At 65.2% G+C, this 20647-nt stretch carries 15 protein-coding genes; 10 read left to right on the forward strand and 5 right to left on the reverse strand.

Features of this window, described 5'->3' with window-relative positions; genetic code table 11:
* The first annotated feature begins 2 nt into the window (after positions 1 to 2).
* The 3 genes from AC3A6M_RS09310 to AC3A6M_RS09320 all read left to right on the forward strand — a co-directional run bounded on the left by AC3A6M_RS09310 (position 3) and on the right by AC3A6M_RS09320 (position 3354).
* Positions 3 to 458 carry a hypothetical protein gene (locus tag AC3A6M_RS09310; protein ID WP_487852438.1) on the forward strand — a complete coding sequence of 152 codons (456 nt, stop codon included), beginning with the start codon at positions 3 to 5 and terminating at the stop codon, positions 456 to 458.
* Between the two features lie 104 nt (positions 459 to 562).
* Positions 563 to 2608 (forward strand): 2,4-dienoyl-CoA reductase FMN-binding domain-containing protein, encoded by a 2046-nt coding sequence (locus AC3A6M_RS09315; protein ID WP_487852439.1) that lies wholly within the window; start codon positions 563 to 565, stop codon positions 2606 to 2608.
* Positions 2608 to 3354: a sulfite exporter TauE/SafE family protein gene (locus tag AC3A6M_RS09320; protein ID WP_487852440.1), complete on the forward strand. Its 747-nt coding sequence runs from the start codon at positions 2608 to 2610 to the stop codon at positions 3352 to 3354. The genes AC3A6M_RS09315 and AC3A6M_RS09320 overlap by 1 nt, the downstream gene beginning before the upstream one ends.
* Before the next feature lie 20 nt (positions 3355 to 3374).
* On the opposite strand, the gene AC3A6M_RS09325 is transcribed toward AC3A6M_RS09320, so the two are convergent.
* The 4 genes from AC3A6M_RS09325 to AC3A6M_RS09340 all read right to left on the reverse strand — a co-directional run bounded on the left by AC3A6M_RS09325 (position 3375) and on the right by AC3A6M_RS09340 (position 8043).
* Positions 3375 to 3824 carry a hypothetical protein gene (locus AC3A6M_RS09325; protein WP_487852441.1) on the reverse strand — a complete coding sequence of 150 codons (450 nt, stop codon included), beginning with the start codon at positions 3822 to 3824 and terminating at the stop codon, positions 3375 to 3377.
* Between the two features lie 246 nt (positions 3825 to 4070).
* On the reverse strand, positions 4071 to 5192 hold the full coding sequence (locus AC3A6M_RS09330) for a beta-ketoacyl-ACP synthase III (RefSeq protein WP_487852442.1): 1122 nt from the start codon (positions 5190 to 5192) through the stop codon (positions 4071 to 4073).
* Between the two features lie 85 nt (positions 5193 to 5277).
* Positions 5278 to 6732, reverse strand: coding sequence for a S41 family peptidase (locus tag AC3A6M_RS09335; protein ID WP_487852443.1), 1455 nt, complete (start codon positions 6730 to 6732; stop codon positions 5278 to 5280).
* Positions 6733 to 6837: 105 nt separating this feature from the next.
* A complete protein-coding gene (locus tag AC3A6M_RS09340) occupies positions 6838 to 8043 on the reverse strand; it encodes a glycosyltransferase family 4 protein (protein WP_487852444.1) in 1206 nt (401 codons plus the stop codon).
* A 268-nt stretch (positions 8044 to 8311) separates the two neighbouring features.
* On the opposite strand from AC3A6M_RS09340, the gene AC3A6M_RS09345 reads away from it, so the two are divergent.
* From AC3A6M_RS09345 to AC3A6M_RS09375, 7 genes are all read left to right on the forward strand, one after another.
* Complete coding sequence (locus AC3A6M_RS09345) at positions 8312 to 9679, forward strand: UDP-glucose dehydrogenase family protein (protein WP_487852445.1); 1368 nt, start codon at positions 8312 to 8314, stop codon at positions 9677 to 9679.
* An 8-nt stretch (positions 9680 to 9687) separates the two neighbouring features.
* Entirely contained in the window at positions 9688 to 10701 is a 1014-nt protein-coding gene (locus AC3A6M_RS09350) for an NAD-dependent epimerase/dehydratase family protein (RefSeq protein ID WP_487852446.1), read from the forward strand.
* Positions 10698 to 11759 (forward strand): bifunctional UDP-4-keto-pentose/UDP-xylose synthase, encoded by a 1062-nt coding sequence (locus tag AC3A6M_RS09355; protein WP_487852447.1) that lies wholly within the window; start codon positions 10698 to 10700, stop codon positions 11757 to 11759. Before AC3A6M_RS09350 ends, AC3A6M_RS09355 begins: the two co-directional genes overlap by 4 nt.
* A 282-nt stretch (positions 11760 to 12041) precedes the next feature.
* Positions 12042 to 12626: a hypothetical protein gene (locus AC3A6M_RS09360; protein ID WP_487852448.1), complete on the forward strand. Its 585-nt coding sequence runs from the start codon at positions 12042 to 12044 to the stop codon at positions 12624 to 12626.
* A 200-nt stretch (positions 12627 to 12826) separates the two neighbouring features.
* A complete protein-coding gene (locus AC3A6M_RS09365; protein WP_487852449.1) occupies positions 12827 to 15052 on the forward strand; it encodes a TonB-dependent receptor plug domain-containing protein in 2226 nt (741 codons plus the stop codon).
* 97 nt (positions 15053 to 15149) lie between these two features.
* A complete protein-coding gene (locus AC3A6M_RS09370) occupies positions 15150 to 17198 on the forward strand; it encodes a M13 family metallopeptidase (protein ID WP_487852450.1) in 2049 nt (682 codons plus the stop codon).
* Between the two features lie 86 nt (positions 17199 to 17284).
* Positions 17285 to 19354: a M13 family metallopeptidase gene (locus AC3A6M_RS09375; RefSeq protein ID WP_487852451.1), complete on the forward strand. Its 2070-nt coding sequence runs from the start codon at positions 17285 to 17287 to the stop codon at positions 19352 to 19354.
* Positions 19355 to 19440: 86 nt separating this feature from the next.
* Here the strand turns inward: AC3A6M_RS09375 and AC3A6M_RS09380 are convergent, their stop codons facing one another.
* A complete protein-coding gene (locus AC3A6M_RS09380) occupies positions 19441 to 20610 on the reverse strand; it encodes a right-handed parallel beta-helix repeat-containing protein (protein WP_487852452.1) in 1170 nt (389 codons plus the stop codon).
* Positions 20611 to 20647 lie beyond the last annotated feature (37 nt).

Here is a 20647-nt window from a genome sequence, read left to right on the forward strand (position 1 = left end):
TTATGCACGACTACCAACGTCCTCCCACCCTGCACCGCTACGGCATGCGCGCCGAACTGGAACAGGCGCTCAGCGCCGGCCAGTTCCGCCTGCTGCCGGCGAACGGCTTCCTGACGCTGTCGTTCTCGCAGGCCTGGGACAAGCAGCTGTTCAACGTGCTGGGCCCGGCCGATGCCTGCCTGGTCATCCACAACACCGAGGAATTCGGCGAACGCCTGCACCGCGCCGTGCAGCGCACCTTGCCCAACTGGGCCGGCATCGACGGCCCGGTCGAATACGGCGTGCGCTCGCGCCTGGGCCTGGCCTTCAGCAAGACCGCGGCCGAAGCCCGCGAAAAGGAATGGAAATTCGCCTGGCGTTCGATGTCGCCCCAGGCCAGCCTGAACCCGGTCACGGTGCGCATCGGCAGCATCGAGCAGTTTGCGGAGATCCGGTCGCCGGAGAGTTACCCGGTCTGACCGCGGTTATTTTAGATACAAGAGTCTAGGAAAAACCGGTGTAATGCGTGACATCGTCGTCCCCGCCTCCGCGGGGCGACGTTCAACCGCTACCGACCTTTCCGATGAACGCACCCATCCCCGCCACCGCCTACCCCCATCTCCTCGCCCCGCTCGACCTCGGCTTCACGACGCTGAAGAACCGCGTGATCATGGGCTCGATGCACACCGGGCTCGAAGACCGCTTCTATAACTACGGCAAGCTGGCGGCGTTCTACCGCGAGCGGGCGCGCGGCGGTGTCGGCTTGATCGTCACCGGCGGCATCTCGCCGAACCGCCAGGGCTGGCTGCTGCCCTTCGGCGGCACGCTCAACTTCATCGGCGACGTCCCCAACCACCGCAAGGTCACGCGCGCCGTGCACGAGGAGGGCGGCAAGATCCTGCTGCAGATCCTGCACGCGGGACGCTATGGCTACCAGCCGCTGGTGGTATCGAGCTCGAACCAGAAGTCGCCCATCTCGCCGTTCCGTCCGCGCGCGCTGACGGAAAGCGGGATCGAATCGACGATCGGGGCCTATGTGCGCTGCGCGATGCTGGCGAAGCGGGCCGGCTACGACGGCGTCGAGGTGATGGGCAGCGAAGGCTACCTGCTGAACCAGTTCCTGTGCGCGCGCACCAACCGCCGCCAGGACCGCTGGGGCGGCGCGATCGAGAACCGCATGCGTCTGCCGGTCGAGGTGGTGCGCCGCATCCGCGCCGCCGCCGGCCCCGGTTTCATCATCATGTACCGCCATTCGGTGCTCGACCTGGTCGAAGGCGGGAATACCTGGGATGAAGTGGTCACCGTGGCGCGGGCGCTGCAGGAAGCCGGCGCGACCATCCTGAATACCGGCTACGGCTGGCACGAGGCGCGCATTCCCACCATCGTCACCTCGGTGCCGCGCGCCGCCTTTGCCGAAGTGGCCGGGCGGCTGCGCCAGGCGGTGGATATTCCGGTGGTGGCCTCGAACCGCATCAACATGCCGCACGACGCGGAACAGCTGCTGGCGCGCGGCGATGCCGACCTGGTGTCGATGGCGCGTCCCTTCCTGGCCGATCCGGACTGGGTGTCGAAGGCGGCATCGGGAAAGAGCGACGAGATCAATACCTGCATTGCCTGCAACCAGGCCTGCCTCGACCACACCTTCTCGAACAAGCGCGCCACCTGCCTGGTGAATCCGCGCGCCTGCCACGAGACGGAACTGGTGTACCGCCCGACGACGCGGCGGCGCCGCATCGCGGTGGTGGGCGCCGGCCCGGCCGGGCTGTCGGCGGCGACCGTCGCGGCCGAGCGCGGCCACGAGGTGACGCTGTTCGACGCCGCCGACGGCATCGGCGGCCAGTTCAGGGTCGCCATGCGCATCCCCGGCAAGGAGGAATTCGCGGAGACTATCCGCTACTTCGGACGCAAGCTGGAACTGACCGGCGTGCAGCTGCGCCTCGGCCGGCGCGTCAGCCGCGAGGAATTGACTGCGGCCGGCTACGACGAGGTGATCGTGGCCACCGGCGTCAGCGTGCGCATGCCGCGCATCGAAGGCATCGAGCATCCGAAGGTGCTGTCCTACCTGGACGTGCTGCGCGGGCGCGCGCCGGTGGGCAGGCGGGTCGCGATCGTCGGCGCCGGCGGGATCGGCTTCGACACCGCGGAGTTCCTGCTGCACGACCAGCGTGAACCGCTGCCGGTGCCGGTGGCGAAGTGGATGGGAGAGTGGGGCGTCGACCCTGCCGTGAGCTCGGCCGGCGGCCTGAGGAAAGCGGAGCCGCCCACGCCGCTGCGCAGCATCTGGCTCCTGCAGCGCAAGACCACGCGCCCGGGCGCGGGACTTGGTAAAACCTCGGGCTGGGTGCACCGCGCCACCCTGGCGCGCAACGGGGTGGTGATGATGGCGGGCGTGCAGTACGACCGCATCGACGACGCCGGCCTGCACATCACGGTGGGCGGCGAACAGAAACTGCTGGAAGTGGACAATGTCGTGATCTGCGCCGGCCAGGAAAGCCTGGCGGAGCTGATGCCGCCCGAGGGCACGCAGGGCGGGCCGCGCTTCCACAAGATCGGCGGCGCGGCGCTGGCGGCCGAGCTGGATGCGAAGCGGGCGATCCGTGAAGGGGCGGAACTGGCGGCCAGCCTGTGATGGACGGCGCCTCGGCCGCCTGGCTGCTGGTGCTGCTGGTGCTGCTGGTCGGCGTGGCGGCGGGCCTGGTCAGCGGCATCGTCGGCACCGGTTCGTCGATGCTGCTGATGCCGGTGCTGGTCATCCTGTTCGGGCCGCAGCAGGCGGTACCGGTGATGGCCATCGGCGCGGTGATGGGCAACCTCGGCAAGGTGCTGGCCTGGCGCCGCGAGATCGACTGGCGGGTCTGCGCCGCCTATTGCGCAACGGCGGTCCCCGGCGCGGCGCTCGGCGTGCGCACCTTGCTGGCGCTGCCGGCGCATGCGGTCGACATCGTGCTTGGCCTGTTCTTCATCGGGATGGTGCCGGCGCGGCGCTGGCTGGCGCGCCGCTCGATCCGGTTCAGCCTGCTGCACCTGGCGCTGATCGGCGGCCCGGTGGGATTCCTGACCGGCATCGTGGTCTCGACCGGCCCGATCACGGTGCCGGTGTTCACGGCCTATGGCCTGGAGCGGGGCGCTTTCCTGGCGACGGAAGCGGCCGGGTCGCTGGCCGTGTATGCCAGCAAGATCACGGCATTCGAGCAGTTCGGCGCGCTGCCGGCCAGTGTGATCGTAAAGGGGATGATTGCGGGCGCGGCGCTGATGGCGGGATCGTTTTGCGCCAGGACCGTGGTGCTGCGGATGCCGCCGTCGACCTTCAGGATGCTGGTCGACGGCTTGATGGTGACGTCCGGCCTGTCCCTGCTGTGGGCGGCGGCCGGCTGAGCGGTGTGCAGCGTCAGGCCTCAGTCCTGTCCAGCCCCGCTGCTGCGCTTCCTGGTCTTCCTGCTCGCATAATCCGACGCCTTCTGCTCGCTCTGCATCGAGCCCGATGCGCTCGCCTGCTTCTGCTCCATGCCGCCGTAGCCCGACTGGCGCGACGCATTCAGGCGGTCTTCCTCGCCGCGCGCCTGCATGCGCTGGGCGCTCTGGCGGGCGCTCCAGCCGGCCTGCTGGGCGCCGCCGCCGCCGCGCTGGCTGCCGACGTTCTGGTCGCCCATGCCATTCCCCTGCAGCGAACCGCGGGCGCGCAGGGCCGCACCCTGCTGTTCGATATTCGCCGACTGCACGTTGGCGCTGCCCGGCGCCACCCAGCCCGGGGCTCGCGGCTGCAGACTGCCATTGGCGACAGTGACGGTTTTTTCCTTGGCAATACCGCGCCCCCGGACGCTGTCCGGTCCTTTTTGCTTGGTCATTTGATCCTCCTCAGGTGCTGCGCATGTTGATGCGCTGACAGGGAGATCATGCGCGCCGGGAAGAACGTATTCCAGAGGAATCGGGAGCGCACCGGTGTAGGACTAGAACTACCAACATTCTCTTCGGAGTTGGGAGTCCTGGTTAATGATGAGTTGGCTGGTGCAGTCAGTAAACTTGGGCCCCCGCCTGCGCGGGGGCGACGGTTCAAAAGCGGGGGCGACGGTTCAAAGCGGGGCGACGGTGGCTTATTTTTTGCGCACCACCACGCAGCCGATCGAATACCCGGCCCCGAAGGAGCAGATCACGCCGTTGGCGCCGCTCGGCAGGTCGTCCTGGTGGGTGTGGAAGGCGATGATCGAGCCGGCCGAGGAGGTGTTGGCGTAGGTGTCGAGGATCACCGGCGCTTCTTCCGGCGTGGCGTCGCGCTCGAGCAGCATGCGCACGATCAGCTGGTTCATGTTCAGGTTGGCCTGGTGCAGCCAGAAGCGCGAGATGTCGCCGATGCCCAGGCCGGCGCCTTCGACCGTGGCGCGGATCATCTCGGCGGCCATCGGGCAGACTTCCTTGAACACCTTGCGGCCCTGCTGGCGGAACAGCTTGTCCGGCTGGCCGATGCCGGCTTCGTCGAAGCGGTTCATGAAGCCGAAGTTGTTGCGGATGTTGTTCGAGAACTTGGTCTTCAGCTTGGAATCCAGGATCTCGAACTGGTGTTCGCCGGTCGCGGTGTCGGCCGCTTCGATGACCATCGCGGTGCAGGCGTCGCCGAAGATGAAGTGGCTGTCGCGGTCGCGGAAGTTCAGGTGGGCGCTGGTGATTTCCGGGTCCAGCACCAGCACGGCGCGGGCCTGGCCGGTCTGCACGGCGGCGGCCGCGGTCTGGATCGCGAAGGTGGCCGACGAACAGGCCACGTTCATGTCGAAGCCGAAGCCCTCGATGCCCAGCGCATCCTGCACCTCGACCGCCATCGCCGGGTAGGCGCGCTGCATATTGCTGGCGGCGACCAGCACCATGTCGATGTCGGCCGGGGTGCGGTTGGCGCGCGCCAGCGCCTGGCGGGCGGCGGCGACGCAGATCTCGGCCTGCAGCGACAGTTCCTCGTCGGCGCGTTCCTCGATGCGCGGGGTCATGTGGCGCGGGTCGAGGATGCCGGCCTTTTCCATCACGTAGCGCGACTTGATGCCGGAGGCTTTTTCGATGAAGGCGCTGCTGGACGGTTCGAGGGCGGTGACTTCGCCGGCCGCGATTTTTTCCGCGTTGTCGGCGTTGAACAGTTCGACGTAAGCGTTGAAGGCCGTCACCAGCTCGTCGTTGGAGATCGAGTTCGGTGGCGTGAACAGGCCGGTGCCGCTGATGACGACAGGTTTCATGGTTGGCTTTCCAAGGTGATACGGGGCGGAGCCCCGGGGAATCCGCCGATTCTACACAATCGACCAGACCGTGGAAACGCCGCGGTCAATGCGCCTGCTGGGCCAGCGGGCCCGGGCTGTCGGCGCTGCCGGCGCGCTTCGACAACTGCACCGGCAGGCCCTGCAGGTGGCGCAGCGCCTGGGCCAGCTGGAAGTCGCCGTCGCTGCCGAATTCGACCGGCTTGCGGTGGCGCTCCGCCGCCAGGATCCGCATCTGCGCCACGACATCGTCCTTGTGCGTCGCTTCTTCACGGTCGCGGTCGCGCATGTGGTCATTTTTCAGATGGTGTTGCAGGTCGGCCTCGCGTAAGCGCAGCGCATTCAGCCCGTCGCCGTCGGCGTTCTCGTCGACCGGGAAGTCGGGCACCACGCCGCGCGCCTGGATCGAGCGCCCGCTCGGGGTGTAGTAGCGCGCCGTGGTCAGCTTCACCGCCGTCTCGTTCGCCATCGGGCGGATGGTCTGGACCGAGCCCTTGCCGAAGGTCGGGCTGCCGACGATCGCCGCGCGCTTGTAGTCCTGCAGCGCGCCGGCCACGATTTCCGAGGCCGAGGCCGAGCCGGTGTTCACCAGCACCACCATCGGGATGGTCTTGAACAGCTCCGGGACCTGTTTCAGCGGGTCGTCGCCGCGGCCGAGCATGTAGTGTTCGGGGCGGCCGTAGAAATGCATCTTCGATTCCTCGAGCTGGCCGTTGGTCGAGACGATTTCGGCCCCGGGCGGCAGGAAAGCGGCGGCGGTGCCGATCGCGCCCTGCAGCAGGCCGCCCGGATCGTTGCGCAGGTCCAGCACCAGGCCTTTCAGATTCGGCTCTGCGCGCGCCAGCGCCGCCAGCTTCGCTGCCAGGTCCTTGACGGTCGGTTCCTGGAACTGCGAGACGCGCACCCAGGCATAGCCGGCGCCGTTGGACATGACGATCTTGCCCTTCACGCTCTTCTGCACGATCTCGTCGCGCGTGATCGTGATCTCCAGCGGGCCTGGCGCGCCCTGGCGCAGGATGGTCAGCACGACCCTGGTGTGCGGCTCGCCGCGCATGCGCTTGATCGCTTCGTCGAGTTCCATGTCCTTGACCGCCGCGCCGTCGATGCGCGCGATCAGGTCGCCCGCCTGGATGCCGGCGCGCGCGGCCGGCGAATCCTCGATCGGCGAGACGATCTTGACATAGCCCTCGTCGCTCGGGCCGATTTCGATGCCCAGGCCGACGAAGCGGCCTTCCGTGCCTTCGCGCAGCTCGCGGTAGGCCTTGCGGTCCAGCCAGGCGGAATGCGGGTCGAGCGCGGCCACCATGCCGGCCGTGGCCTGGGTCAGCAGCTTGCGGTTGTCGACCGGCTCGACGTAATCCGACTTGATCAGCTGGTACACACTGGTCAGCTGGCGCAGGCCGTCGATCGGCATGCTGTTCTCGACCGGCTTCTTGGCCAGCGCGGAAAACTGGATCGTGACCGCGACGCCGAGGATGGCGCCCAGGGTGAGGAGGGCGGAATGCCTGAGTTTCGAGCCCATGTGCTGTCGGTCCTTCGCTAACGTTATGCCTGAGCGCAGTGGAGTATACCCCTGCTGCGGCTCAGGCGGTCGTTTTCGGGACCGGTTCGGTCGTGCCGGGCGCGTTCAGGCAGCGGCGCGTTGTTTTGCCGGCAATGCCTGGCCACCACCGATGATGCGCGAGAACAGCTCCAGCTGGCCCCTGGTGGTGTCGTCCCAGCTGAAACGCTCGGCATAGCGGCGCGTGGCCGCGTGATCCGGGTAATTGGCGCGCAAGGCGTTCAAGGCGTCGGCAATGCCCTGCGAAGTGCGTTCCTTCATCAGCACACCGGCTTCCGGCGCCGCCACGACTTCCGGCGTACCCCAGACGTTGCTTGCCACCACCGGGGTACCGCAAGCCATCGATTCGAGCAGGACATTGGCCCAGCCTTCGCGGCTGGAAGCGAGCACCATGGCATCGGCGGCGTTGTAGTACTCCTTCAGCTCGGTCTGGGCGACCGGGCCGAGGAAAGTCACGCGGTCGGCCACGCCCAGGCGCTGCGCCAGCGCTTCGAGCTTGCCGCGCTCGGGGCCGATCCCGGCAATCAGCAGTTTCACGCCGGGCAGCATCGGCAGCGCCCCGATCGTCAGGTCGTGCGCCTTGCGCGGGTCGAGTACACCCACCGAGACCAGGGTGAAGCCGTCGATGCCCAGTTTGGCGCGTGCGGCCTGCCGGTCCATCGGCACGAAGCGCTGCAGGTCGACGCCGTTGCGCAGGGCAACGATGCGCTCGCCCGAAATGCCCAGTCCGATCATCTCGTCGCGCAAGGCGTTGCAGACCGTGATCATGCCGGCCGCATGCTCGGCCGCCCACATCAGTTGCTTGCGCGGCAAGGTGTATTGCGGGATCAGGTTGATATCGGTGCCGCGCGCCGTGACCACGACCGGCTTGTTGAAGTACTTGCCGAGCATGACGGCGGCCACGCCGTCCGGATAGAAGTAATGGGCGTCGATCGCGTCGAAATCGTAGCCCTCGTCGATGATGCGTCCGATCTCGGCCTTGCAGGCCTGGGCCATCAGCCACGGCGCGGCCGTCATGCCGACTTTCGGAATCACGACGTAGCGTGGATGGGCGACCTCGATGCCGTAGCGGACTTCGTTGCGCGGCACCTTCGAGAAGCTGGCGTAGTCGCCGAAGCGTTTGTTGGCGGAGGGGAACCACGGTACGGGCGCCACGACCTTGGATTCGACTTTGCCGCTGGCAAGCAGGTAGCGCAAGCGGGTCTCGACAAAGATCCCGTGGCTGGGTTTTACCGTGTTGGGGAACAGCGTGCTAAAAGTAAGAAGCTTCATGTAATTGCTGGCGCGCGTTGGCTGTCTGATGGAACATTGCTAACTATTATGTAACACAATGCAATACTTGTCTTTTGCAACAGAACGCACCCTCTCCCGATAGCAAAAATATAACGTGTTTCAAGCGTGCGCAGGAGAATTATGATAGATTCGTCTAGTTCCTAGCCTTAAAGCAAGCTTTCCAAGGCTCATCTCATGAGACGCCTGGCCCCTGCCGCAATCGCAGCCGCCGCCTTCCGTCGCATGGCTCAACCATCTTAAAAGATTTATGAAAATTTCAGTAATTGGGACTGGTTACGTCGGACTCGTATCCGGTGCATGCTTTGCCGATGTGGGAAATTCCGTGCTGTGCCTGGACGTCGACACGCGCAAGATCTCCATGTTGAAGGAAGGGATTATTCCCATCCACGAGCCGGGCCTGGACAGTGTAGTGCAACGCAATGCCAGCGCCGGCCGCCTGTTGTTTTCCTCCGACTATGACGATGCCGTGGGCCACGCCGATATCATCTTCCTGGCCGTCGGTACGCCGCCGGACGAAGACGGCAGCGCCGACCTGACCCATATCCTGTCGGCCGCGCGCAGCATCGGCGAACGCCTGACCCGGCCTGTCGTGATCGTCGACAAGTCGACCGTCCCGGTGGGCACCGCCGAGAAGGTCAAGCGCGCCATCGCCGGCGAACTGGAAAAGCGCGGCGTGAACGTGGCGTTCAGCGTGGTCAGCAATCCCGAATTCCTGAAGGAAGGCGCGGCCATCGAGGACTTCATGAAGCCGGACCGCATCGTGGTCGGCAGCGACGACGCCGATGCGACCAAGGCCATGCGCCAGCTGTACGCGCCGTTCAGCCGCAACCATGAAAAATTCGTCGAAATGGATGTGCGCAGCGCCGAGCTGACCAAGTATGCCGCCAACGCCATGCTGGCAACCCGCATCAGCTTCATGAACGAGCTGGCCAACCTGTCCGAGCTGCTGGGCGCCGACATCGAGGCAGTGCGCCTGGGCATCGGCATGGACCCGCGCATCGGTCCGGACTTCCTGTACGCAGGCATGGGCTATGGCGGCTCCTGCTTCCCGAAGGACGTCAAGGCGCTGATCAAGACCGCCGGCGACCATGACCAGCAGCTGCACCTGCTGACTGCGACCGAAAAGGTCAACGAAGGCCAGAAGAACGTGCTGTTCAAGAAGCTCTGCCGATTCTTCGGCTCGGCCCAGGAACTGCGCGGCAAGACCATCGCCCTGTGGGGCCTGTCGTTCAAGCCGAACACCGACGACATGCGCGAAGCGCCCAGCCGCATCCTGATCGAGGCGCTGTTCGAAGCCGGCGCCAACGTGGTGGCCTACGACCCGGTCGCTAGCGCCGAAGCCCTGCGCGTGCTGGTCGCCGACCATGGCGAAGACACGTGCCGCGCCCGGTTGCGCATCGTCGATTCGGCCAGGGAAGCCGTCGAGGGGGCCGACGTCCTGGTGCTGGTCACCGAGTGGAAGGAATTCCGTGCGCCGGACCTGCCGTTGCTGGCCGCGAAGCTCAAGCTCAAGGCCGTGTTCGACGGCCGTAACATCTACGATCCGGACGCCTTCGCGGCAGCCGGTCTGGTCTACGAAGGCATTGGCCGCCGCTCCGGGCGCGCCGCACAGTGAGTGAAACAATGACCGACGCAGCAAGCACCAACACCACCATCCTCGTCACCGGCGCCGCCGGCTTCATCGGCGGCGCCGTCGCGGTACGCCTGGCCAACATGGGTTATTCCGTGGTCGGCTGCGACAATTTCAACGATTATTATGACCCGGCGCTCAAGCAGGACCGCGTCGAGGCCCTGCTCGGCCCGGCCGGCGTCGCCTGCGAAAAGGTCGAACTGGCCGACGCCGCGCAGACCGCGGCCCTGTTCGACCGCGTCAAGCCGGCCCTGGTGGTGCACCTGGCGGCCCAGGCCGGCGTGCGCTACTCGCTGCAGAATCCGGCCGTGTATGTGCAGGCCAACATGGTCGCCTTCGGCCATATCCTGGAAGCCTGCCGCAAGCATGAAGTGCAGCATTTGCTGTACGCCAGCAGCAGCAGCGTGTACGGCGCCAATGCCAAGACCCCGTTCAGCGAAAGCGACCAGACCGACGAGCCGGTGTCGCTGTATGCCGCCACCAAGAAGGCCAACGAATTGATGGCGCATACCTACAGCCACCTGTACGGCCTGCCGACCACCGGGCTGCGCTTCTTCACGGTCTACGGACCATGGGGGCGTCCGGACATGGCGTACTTCAGTTTCGCGCGCAAGATGCTGGCCGGCGAAAGCATTCCGGTATTTGCAGAGGGCAAGCTGTATCGCGATTTCACCTATATCGACGACATCGTCGAAGGCGTCGTGCGCCTGCTGTTCAAGCCCTCGATCCGGCCGGGCAAGCCGCCGCATTCGGTCTTCAACATCGGCAACAACCAGCCGGTCCAGGTGCTGGACTTCATTAAGACCCTGGAGCGCGCCTTCGACGTGCGCGCGGTGCTGGACTTCCAGCCGATGCAGCCGGGCGATGTGCCGGCCACCCACGCCGACACCAGCAAGCTGCATGACTGGGTGGGGTACAAGCCGACCACGTCGTTGGAGGCCGGTTTGCAGGAATTTGCGCGGTGGTATAATCGCGCCACACGTGCATATGCCCCTTATTTGAAATGAAAAAAGTCCTCATCCTCGGCGTCAACGGCTTCATCGGCCACCACCTGTCCAAACGTATCCTCGAGACGACCGACTGGGAAGTCTATGGCATGGATATGCAAAACGAGCGCATCAAAGATCTGCTCGGCAATCCACGCATGCATTTCTTCGAAGGCGACATCACGATCAACAAGGAATGGGTCGAGTACCACGTCAAGAAGTGCGACGTGATCCTGCCGCTGGTCGCCATCGCCACGCCGTCGACCTATGTGAAGGAACCGCTGCGCGTGTTCGAACTGGACTTCGAGGCCAACCTGCCGATCGTGCGCTCGGCCGCGAAGTACAAGAAGCACCTGATCTTCCCGTCGACCTCGGAAGTGTATGGCATGAGCCGCGACGAGGAATTCGATCCGGAGAACTCGGAACTGGTCTACGGCCCGATCAACAAGCCGCGCTGGATCTACGCCTGCGCCAAGCAGTTGATGGACCGCGTGATCTGGGGCTACGGCATGGAAGGCCTGAACTTCACGCTGTTCCGCCCGTTCAACTGGATCGGCGCCGGTCTCGATTCGATCCACACGCCGAAGGAAGGCTCGTCGCGCGTGCTGACCCAGTTCCTGGGCCACATCGTGCGCGGCGAACCGATCCAGCTGGTCGATGGCGGCGCGCAGAAGCGTTCGTTCACCTATGTCGATGACGGCATCGACGCGCTGATGCGCATCATCGAGAACAAGGACGGCAAGGCGACCGGCCAGATCTTCAACGTCGGCAACCCGGTCAACAACTATTCGATCCGCGAACTGGCGACCATGATGCTGGACCTGGCCGCCGAGTACCCGGAATACCGCGACACCGCCAAGCAGGTCAAGCTGGTCGAGACCAGCTCGGGCGCCTACTATGGCAAGGGCTACCAGGACGTGCAGAACCGCGTGCCGAAGATCGACAACACGATGTCGGAACTGGGCTGGAAGCCGCAAGTGTCGATGCAGGACGCGCTGGTCAAGATCTTCGATTCGTACAAGGACAACCTGGTCGATGCGAAGGACCTGATCCCGGAGCGCCGCCAGCAGCAGCGTTAATCCCCTTTAGCTTCAAACCGTCGTTCCCGCGCAGGCGGGAATCCAGGTTCTGCGATCCGCATGCAGGCCTGGGTTCCCGCCTCCGCGGGAACGGCGTTTTTGGGACACTTGTAAATCCATGTAAGCCCCGTGGTGGTGTCCGGTAAGTAATTGTAAGAGTCCACGCGAGCGGAAGAGCCCGAGCCTATAGTTGTTATCAGTTTTTCTCTCTCTCTCCACTCTTGAAGTGGTCTTTGCCCACGGTACCCCCGTGGGCTTTTTTATGCCCAGGAGCCTCATACCATGCCTGTCCGGATGCCTGCGCGCCTCGTCCGCGCCTGCCTGCTTGCCTTCGCCCTCGGAATCGCGGGCCCGCTCCTGGCCGTCCCCCTGATGGACCTGCGCGCCGAGGACCTGGTGCCGATGGCCTCCGGGTTCAAGAAATCGCTGAACCTGAACGCCAACCAGCAGACCCTGTGGCAGCAGGTCGAAAGCCGCTCGCGCGCCGTGCTGCGCGAACGCCAGCACCGCCGCGACGCGCTGCAGGAACAGGCCAAAGCCTTGCTGGCCAGGCCGGATGTCGAACTGCGCGAGCTGGACACGCTGGTGGAAGCGGAAAACGCCGCCACCGCCCAGGAAGACAGGCAGTTGCGCGCGCTGTGGCTGGGCCTGAACGACGCCCTCGACGATGTCCAGCGGCGCCAGGTTGCGGCCCTGCTCGGCGAGCAGCTGATGCGGGTGGTGCCGGAAGGGCGCCCCGAACGGGGTGGCGAGCGGGGCGCTGAAAAGGGCGGCGAACGCGGCGGCCGCGGGATGGGCGGTCATGGCCGCGGCGGCATGGGCGGCCCCGGCGGCGGAAGCATCAATATCGGTGGCCAGGATTATTGACTCCCAGTCAACAATGTAAATAAATACACGGCGTGTCTATGCCGCCCTCGACACTCCGTTGCTTTTTTGACGCGCAAACTTGCTTCCCGTGTATCGTAAAGTAACAACGGCCAAGTGATCGGATTGTTGGCTATGCTTAACGGCTAGAATTTGAGTGAACCGGACGGCAACAGTCCGGGCAACCGATAATAACGATAAGCATGAGCAAACTGATCCCGATGGCCTGCCTGGCCTTGCTGGGCATGGCGGGACAAGCATGGGCCCTTCCCCAAAGCAGTGACCAGGCGGCGGCCGCCACCGATCCGAACTCTCCCTCCACCGCAAGCAAGGCGGCGCCGCAGACCGGGCAAGGCGTACAGCAGGTGCGCGTCAGCGGCGCGCGCGCCGACGACACCGAGGCGCGCCGCCTCTCGACCGCCGCCAAGATGGTGTTCGGCCGCGAAGAACTCGAGCGCAACGGCGACACCAGCGTCAGCGAAGTCCTGAAGCGCCTGCCCGGCGTGACCATCGGCGGCGCGCCGGGACGCGGCGGCGGCGGGGTGCGCATGCGCGGCATGGGCAATGGCTATACCCAGATGCTGGTCAACGGCGAGCGTCCGCCGCCGGGGTTCTCGCTGGAGTCGCTGTCGCCCGACCAGGTCGAGCGCATCGAGGTGATCCGCGGCCCGGTGGCCGAGCACAGCACCCAGGCCATCGCCGGCACCATCAACATCATCCTGCGTGAAGGCTACCAGCAAAAGGATATCCAGCTGCGCCTGGCCGACAACATCGAGCAGGGCCGGCATGGCGTGAACCTCGGGCTGGCGATGCCGGGCAAGTCGGGCGCGCTCACCTGGATGATGACCGGTGCGCTGATGCAGAACCGGCCGCATAACGAGAGCGACACGGTCAACCTGAGCACCCGCCAGGACGGCACGGTGGAACGCCGCCAGCAGATCCACGACGAAGGCGAGGGCGTCTTCGACGGCATCTTCCTGTCGCCGCGCTTCTCGTACAAGTTCGCGAACGGCGACACGCTGACCTTCCAGCCTTTCCTCGCCAGTAACCGCAGCCGCAACGGCGCCGACAGCCGGCTGGAGCAACCGGTCGGCAGCGTCGCGCCCGAATACGCGCACCAGCGCGCGGACTCGCATGCCCGTTCGGCCTTCCTGCGCGGCTTCGGCAACTGGCTCCATCGGGGCGAGGCCGGCGCGCGCCTGGAAGTCAAATTCGGCTTCACCGGCGGCCGGAACGACAGCGACACGGCGCGCAACACCTTCGATGCCGGCGGCGCCGCGCTGCGCCGCTACATCGACAGCGACGCCAGCCGGGACAGCGGCGTGAACACGGGCGGCAAAGTCAGCCGTCCGCTCGGCCAGGGCCACCTGTTCGCGGCCGGCTGGGACCTGGAAGCCAGCAAGCGCCGCCAGGACCACGTGGCGGCCGGCGATTCCGCCGCCCTGTTCGACGACGGCGGCGCCTCGCTGGCGGCCGACTCGCGCCGCGTGGCCCTGTTCGTGCAGGACGAGTGGGACGTCACGCCGCAGTTCTCGACCTACCTCGGGATGCGCTGGGAAGGCATCCGCGTCACGAGCGACACGGCGGGCGCGGATGTGAAGAACACCTCGAAGGTCTGGAGCCCGGTGCTGCACGGGGTCTGGCGCATTCCCGGCCATGAAAAGGACCAGCTGCGCGGCAGCGTCACCCGCAGCTACAAGGCGCCGGCGCTGAACGACCTGATCGCGGTGCCGACCATCTCGACCTACAACGACGCGACCCGCCCGGACCGCAGCGGCAACCCGAACCTGAAGCCGGAACTCGCCACCGGCATCGACGTCGCCTACGAACACTATCTCGGAAAAAGCGGGCTGCTGTCGGCCAGCGGCTTTGTGCGCAACATCGACGACCTGATGCGCCGCCAGACCGTGTTCAACGGTTCGCGCTGGGTCTCGACCCCCATCAACATCGGCAAGGCGCGGACCAGCGGCATCGAACTGGAAGCCAGGTTCCCGCTGACGGAATGGTGGCCGCAGGCGCCGCTGATCGACGTGCGCTCGAACTACAGCCGGTTCTGGTCGCGCGTGGACGGCATCCCGGGCCCGAACAACCGCCTCGACCAGCAGCCGAAGCAGACCGCCAACCTGGGCCTGGATTACCGCGCCAAGGGCTTGCCGCTGACCCTGGGCGGGAGCCTGAACTGGACCCCGGAAACGCTGGTCCAGACCACGGTCAACGAAACCGCGACCACCGGCGCCAAGCGCCAGTTCGACGTCTACGGTTTGTGGAAGCTGAACGCCATGGCGCAGCTGCGCCTGTCGGCCAACAACCTCGACCCGCGCGGGTACGAAACCGCGCGCAGTCTCGACACCGGTCCGCTGGTGCAGAGCGCCACCACGCTAGCACATACATATAGAACGCTCGGCATTCGCTATGAAATGAAACTGTAGTAAATGCCAGACAAACGCCCGGTTTTGGCAAGCCGGGCTGTGTTACATTTGCCGATGGCCACAAGCCGTTATTTTCCCTGCAACCAAGGAAACCCTCGTGAAACGATACCTTCTGAGCACCCTGACCCTGTCCCTGATGGCCGCCTTCGCCGGCGCCGCGGACAATGTTCATTCCGCTGCCGCTGGCATGACCTCCGGCATCGAGACGCAGTACATTGACCAGGGCGTGCGCGTCCAGGACGATTTCTTCGGCCACCTGAACGGCAAATGGCTGCAGACGACCGAGATCCCGTCGGATCGCACGAGCTGGGGCACCTTCATGAAACTGCGCGACGACACCCAGGCGCAGATCCGCGGCATCGTCGAAGCGGACCAGAAGAAGCCGGGCAAGAAGGCCGGCAGCGACGAGCAGAAGATCGGCGACCTGTACACCAGCTTCATGGACGAGAAGAAGCTCGAGACCCTCGGCACCAGGCCACTGGCGGGCGAGCTGCAGCGCATCCGCGCGCTGAAGGACAAGAAAGGCGTGCCGGCCCTGGTCGCGCACCTGTCGCAGATCGGCGTCGCCACCCCGTACGGCATCGGCGTGGCCCAGGATGCCAAGGCATCGACCAAGTACGCGACCTACATCCGCCAGGGCGGCCTGGGTCTGCCGGACCGCGACTATTACCTGAAGATGGATGACAAGCGCATGGCCGGCATCAAGGCCAAGTATGAGCAGCATGTCACCAACATCCTGGCGCTGGCCGGCGACAAGGACGCCGCCGCCAAGGCCAAGGCCATCGTGGCCTTCGAGACCGAACTGGCCCAGGTGCAGTGGAACCGCGTCGAACTGCGCGATCCGAACAAGAGCTACAACAAGATGAGCGTGGACGAGCTGTCCAAGCTGGCCCCGGGCTACGACTGGAAGGCCGCGCTGGGCGCCGCCGGCATCGGCAACAAGGCGGAGTACGTGATCGTCGGCCAGCCGAGCTACATCACCGGCTTCAACGAGGTGCTGGCCAAGACCGACCTCGAGACCGTGAAGGCCTATTTCCAGTGGCAGCTGCTGCGCGAATACGCGCCCTACCTGTCGCAAGCCTTCGTCGACGAGCGCTTCGATTTCTACGGCAAGACCCTGTCGGGCGTGAAGGAAATGGAACCGCGCTGGAAGCGTGGCGTCGCCACCGTCGAAGGCGCGCTGGGCGAAGCCCTGGGCCGCGAGTACACCGCCCAGTACTTCCCGCCGGAGCGCAAGGCGCGCATGGAAGAGCTGGTGAAGAACGTGCTGGCCGCCTACAAGGAGTCGATCGACCACCTCGACTGGATGGGCCCGGAGACCAAGAAGGAAGCCCAGGCCAAGCTGGCCAAGTTCAACCCGAAGATTGGCTACCCGAACAAGTGGCGCGACTACTCGAAGCTGGCGATCAAGAAGGATGACCTGGTCGGCAACGTGATGCGCACCGCGACCTTTGCCTACAACCGCAACATCAACAAGCTGGGCAAGCCGATCGACCGCGAGGAATGGGGCATGACGCCGCAGACCATCAACGCGTACTACAACTCGCGCCTGAACGAGATCGTGTTCCCGGCCGCGATCCTGCAGCCGCCGTTCTTCAACGCCGCGGCCGACGACGCCGTCAACTACGGCGCGATCGGCGCCGTGATCGGCCACGAAATCGGCCACGGCTTCGACGACAAGGGCAGCCAGTCGGACGGCGACGGCAACCTGCGCAACTGGTGGACCGCGGAAGACCAGGCCCGCTTCAAGGCCAAGACCGACATGCTGGTCAAGCAGTACGATGCCTTCGAGCCGGTGCCGGGCTACCACGTCAACGGCGCGCTGACCCTGGGCGAGAACATCGGCGACAACTCGGGCCTGGCGATCGCCTACAAGGCCTACAAGATCTCGCTGCACGGCAAAGAGGCGCCGGTGATCGACGGCCTGACCGGCGACCAGCGCTTCTTCATGGGCTTCGGCCAGGTGTGGCGCTCGAAGATGCGCGACGAAGCGCAGATCAACCAGGTGAAGACCGACCCGCACTCGCCGGGCCAGTTCCGCGCCAACGGCACCCTGCGCAACCAGGCCGCTTTCTACGAAGCCTTCGGCGTGAAGGAAGGCGACAAGATGTACCTGAAGCCGGAAGACCGCGTCACGATCTGGTAATACAAGCACCAGCGCAGTAAGCCTCAAGATGGGGGAGACGGCGATCCCGCCTCCCATCCACATACCAAACCAAGGGAGATGCAAGAATGAAGAAGCAGTATCTGTTGAGCGCCCTGACCCTGGCCCTGATCGCCAGCGTCAGCCATGCGGAAGGCAGTGGCGCCGCCGCTGCGAAAGCCACCGCCACCAAGGGCCAGACCCTGTCGGCCGGCATCGCCACCCAATACATCGAATCGTCCGTGCGTCCGCAGGACGACTTCTTCGAATACCTGAACGGCAAGTGGCTGAAGACCGTCGAGATCCCGTCCGACAAGTCGAGCTGGGGCTCGTTCATGGAACTGCGCGAGAACACCCTGCCGCAACTGCGCGGCATCATCGAGAAGGTCGCCGCCAAGAACGCCGCGAAGGGCACCGACGAGCAGCGCATCGGCGACTTCTACGCCAGCTTCATGGACGAGGCGCGCCTCGAGCAGCTGGGCGCGACCCCGCTGAAGGGCGAGCTGGACAAGATCGCCGCGCTGAAGGACAAGTCCGAGCTGCCGGCCATGCTGGCCCGCCTGGGCAAGATCGGCGTGGGCGTGCCGTTCGACTTCGGCATCCACCAGGACAACAAGGACTCCACGAAGTACGTCGCCGACATCGGCCAGGGCGGCCTGGGCATGCCGGACCGCGACTATTACCTGAAGGCGGACGACGCCAAGCTGGCCGCCACCAAGGCCAAGTACCAGGAACACGTGCAGAAGATGCTGGCCATGGCCGGCGACCAGAACGCCGCCGCCAACGCGAAGGCCATCGTCGACTTCGAGACCGAAATCGCCAAGGTACAGTGGACCAAGGTCGAACTGCGCGATCCGATCAAGGCCTACAACAAGGTCAACCTGGCCGACATGGACAAGGTCGCCCCGGGCTTCGACTGGAAGACCTGGCTGGACACCACCGGCCTGAGCGCCAAGACCAGCTACGTGATCGTCGGCCAGCCGACCTACCTGAAGGCCTTCGTCGACGTCTCGAACAAGACCTCGCTGGACACCTGGAAGGCCTACCTGTCGCTGCACCTGATCGAATCCTACGGCAGCTTCCTGTCGAAGAATTTCGTCGACGAGCGTTTCGATTTCTACGGCCGCACCCTGTCGGGCGTGAAGGAACAGGAACCGCGCTGGAAGCGTGGCGTGGGCGCGGTCGAGCGTTCGCAGGGCGAATCGCTGGGCAAGCTGTACGTGGCCGAATACTTCTCGCCGGAGAAGAAGGCGCGCATGGAAGCGCTGGTGAAGAACCTGCTGGCCGCGTACAAGCAGAGCATCGACAAGCTCGACTGGATGAGCCCGGCCACCAAGAAGGAAGCGCAGGCCAAGCTGGCCAAGTTCACCCCGAAGATCGGTTACCCGAACAAGTGGAAGGACTACTCCAGGCTGGAGGTCTCGCGTGACGACCTGGTCGGCAACGTGATGCGTTCGCGCGTGGTCGAAGCCGACCGCGAAATCAACAAGCTGGGCAAGCCGATCGACCGCGACGAGTGGGGCATGACGCCGCAGACCATCAACGCGTACTACAACCCGGAGATGAACGAAATCGTGTTCCCGGCCGCGATCCTGCAGCCGCCGTTCTTCGACGCAAAGGCCGATGACGCCGTGAACTACGGCGGCATCGGCGCCGTGATCGGCCACGAGATCAGCCACGGCTTCGACGACCAGGGCGCCCAGTACGACGGCAACGGCAACCTGCGCGACTGGTGGACCGAAGCGGACCACAAGAACTTCAAGGCCAAGACCACGGCGCTGGTCAACCAGTACAACGCCTTCGAGCCGATCCCGGGCTACCACGTCAACGGCGAGCTGACCCTGGGCGAGAACATCGCCGACAACTCGGGCCTGGCGATCGCCTACAAGGCTTACCACATCTCGCTGAAGGGCAAGAAGGCCCCGGTAATCGACGGCATGACCGGCGACCAGCGCCTGTACGCGGGCTGGGCCCAGGTGTGGCGTTCGAAGATGCGCGAGCAGCAGCAGATCGTGCAGGTGAAGACCGACCCGCACTCGCCGGGCCAGTACCGCGCCAACGGCACCCTGCGCAACCAGCCGGGCTTCTACGAAGCCTTCAAGGTGAAGCAGGGCGACAAGATGTACCTGGCGCCGAACGATCGCGTGATCATCTGGTAATGAGCACCTGGTAATCGCCTGATCCAACGAAAAAGGGCCGCGCAGATTGCGCGGCCCTTTTCATTTGCGGCTTACCGATTCGCGGCTTACTGCGACTCGTAGGCGCCGATGTCGAGTGCGCCCATCACCGGACGCGCCACGCCGGAGGCGACGTGCTTGTACTGGCCGACCGGCTTGAGCGAAATGCCGCTCAGCGACACGCCCGGGGTCGAGCCGGCGTTGGTCACCAGCGAATTGGCCAGCGGACGCAGGTCCCAGTTGGAACGGCTGACGAAGCCCGGCGCGGCCGAACGGTAGTTGGTCTTCTGCACCGCGCTGGTCTGCGTGGTCAGGGTGCCGGTGCCGCCGAAGATATTGTTCTGCAGCAGAGCCGGCGTGGTCACGCCCGAGCCGATCTGGACGAAGGTACCGCGCGAGCTGTCGTCGTTCAGGAAGGTGTTGTTCACCACGTACAGGTCCTTGCCCGGATTGCTGGCCCCTTCCTCGCCATAGGCCAGGATGGTCGGGTTGCTGTTGCTGGCCGGCTGCTCGATCACGTTGCCGATCACATACGAGGTGCCGGCGTTCGGCAGGTCGACCTCGTAGCTCGGCTTGCCGAGCGCGGTGCTGCCCGTCACGCCCGACGAGAAGCGGTTGTACGCGATCATGTTGGTGCGCGCGCGCGACTTCAGGTTATGGCCGATGTTGGCGTCGTGCGAGTAGTTGTAGCGGAAGGTCAGGCTGCCGACGTTGCCGATGTACAGGTTGTGGCTGTAGCCGTCGCCGTAGCCGTTGTGGCCGAATTCCGTGTACTCCACCAGGATGTTGCTCGAGGTGTTGGCGCCGGTCAGGATGCCGTTCTCGTTATCGTGCAGGAAGGAGTTACGCAGGGTGAAATTCGTGCCTTCGAGCCGGAGCGCCGCGCCGTTCTTGTCGACGACCTTGGCGCCGTACATCTCGACGTTGTCGACCGTGACGTTGCTGCCGGCGACGACCCAGGTACCCTTGCCCATGGCGTTCTTGCCATTGGCGTTGATCTTCGGACGGCCGTTGACGCCGCGGATCGTCAGGTTGCTGGCGTAGATGCCGCAGACGTCGCCGCTGTAGGTGGTGTTGCCGGTGATTTCGACCACGTCGCCGCTCTTGGCGACGGCGAAGGCTTTACAAGGGGTCGCGTAGGTTTTGCCCGGACCCACCGACAGGGTCGCGGCCGATGCAGGCACGGCGAAGGCGAGGCCGAGCAGGACGGCCGGGACGAAACGGGTGTTGATCTGCATGTGTTTCCTCATGATTCAGACAGAATTCGTTACCGGG

Source organism: Telluria sp. Soil_C_11 (genome assembly GCF_057657395.1).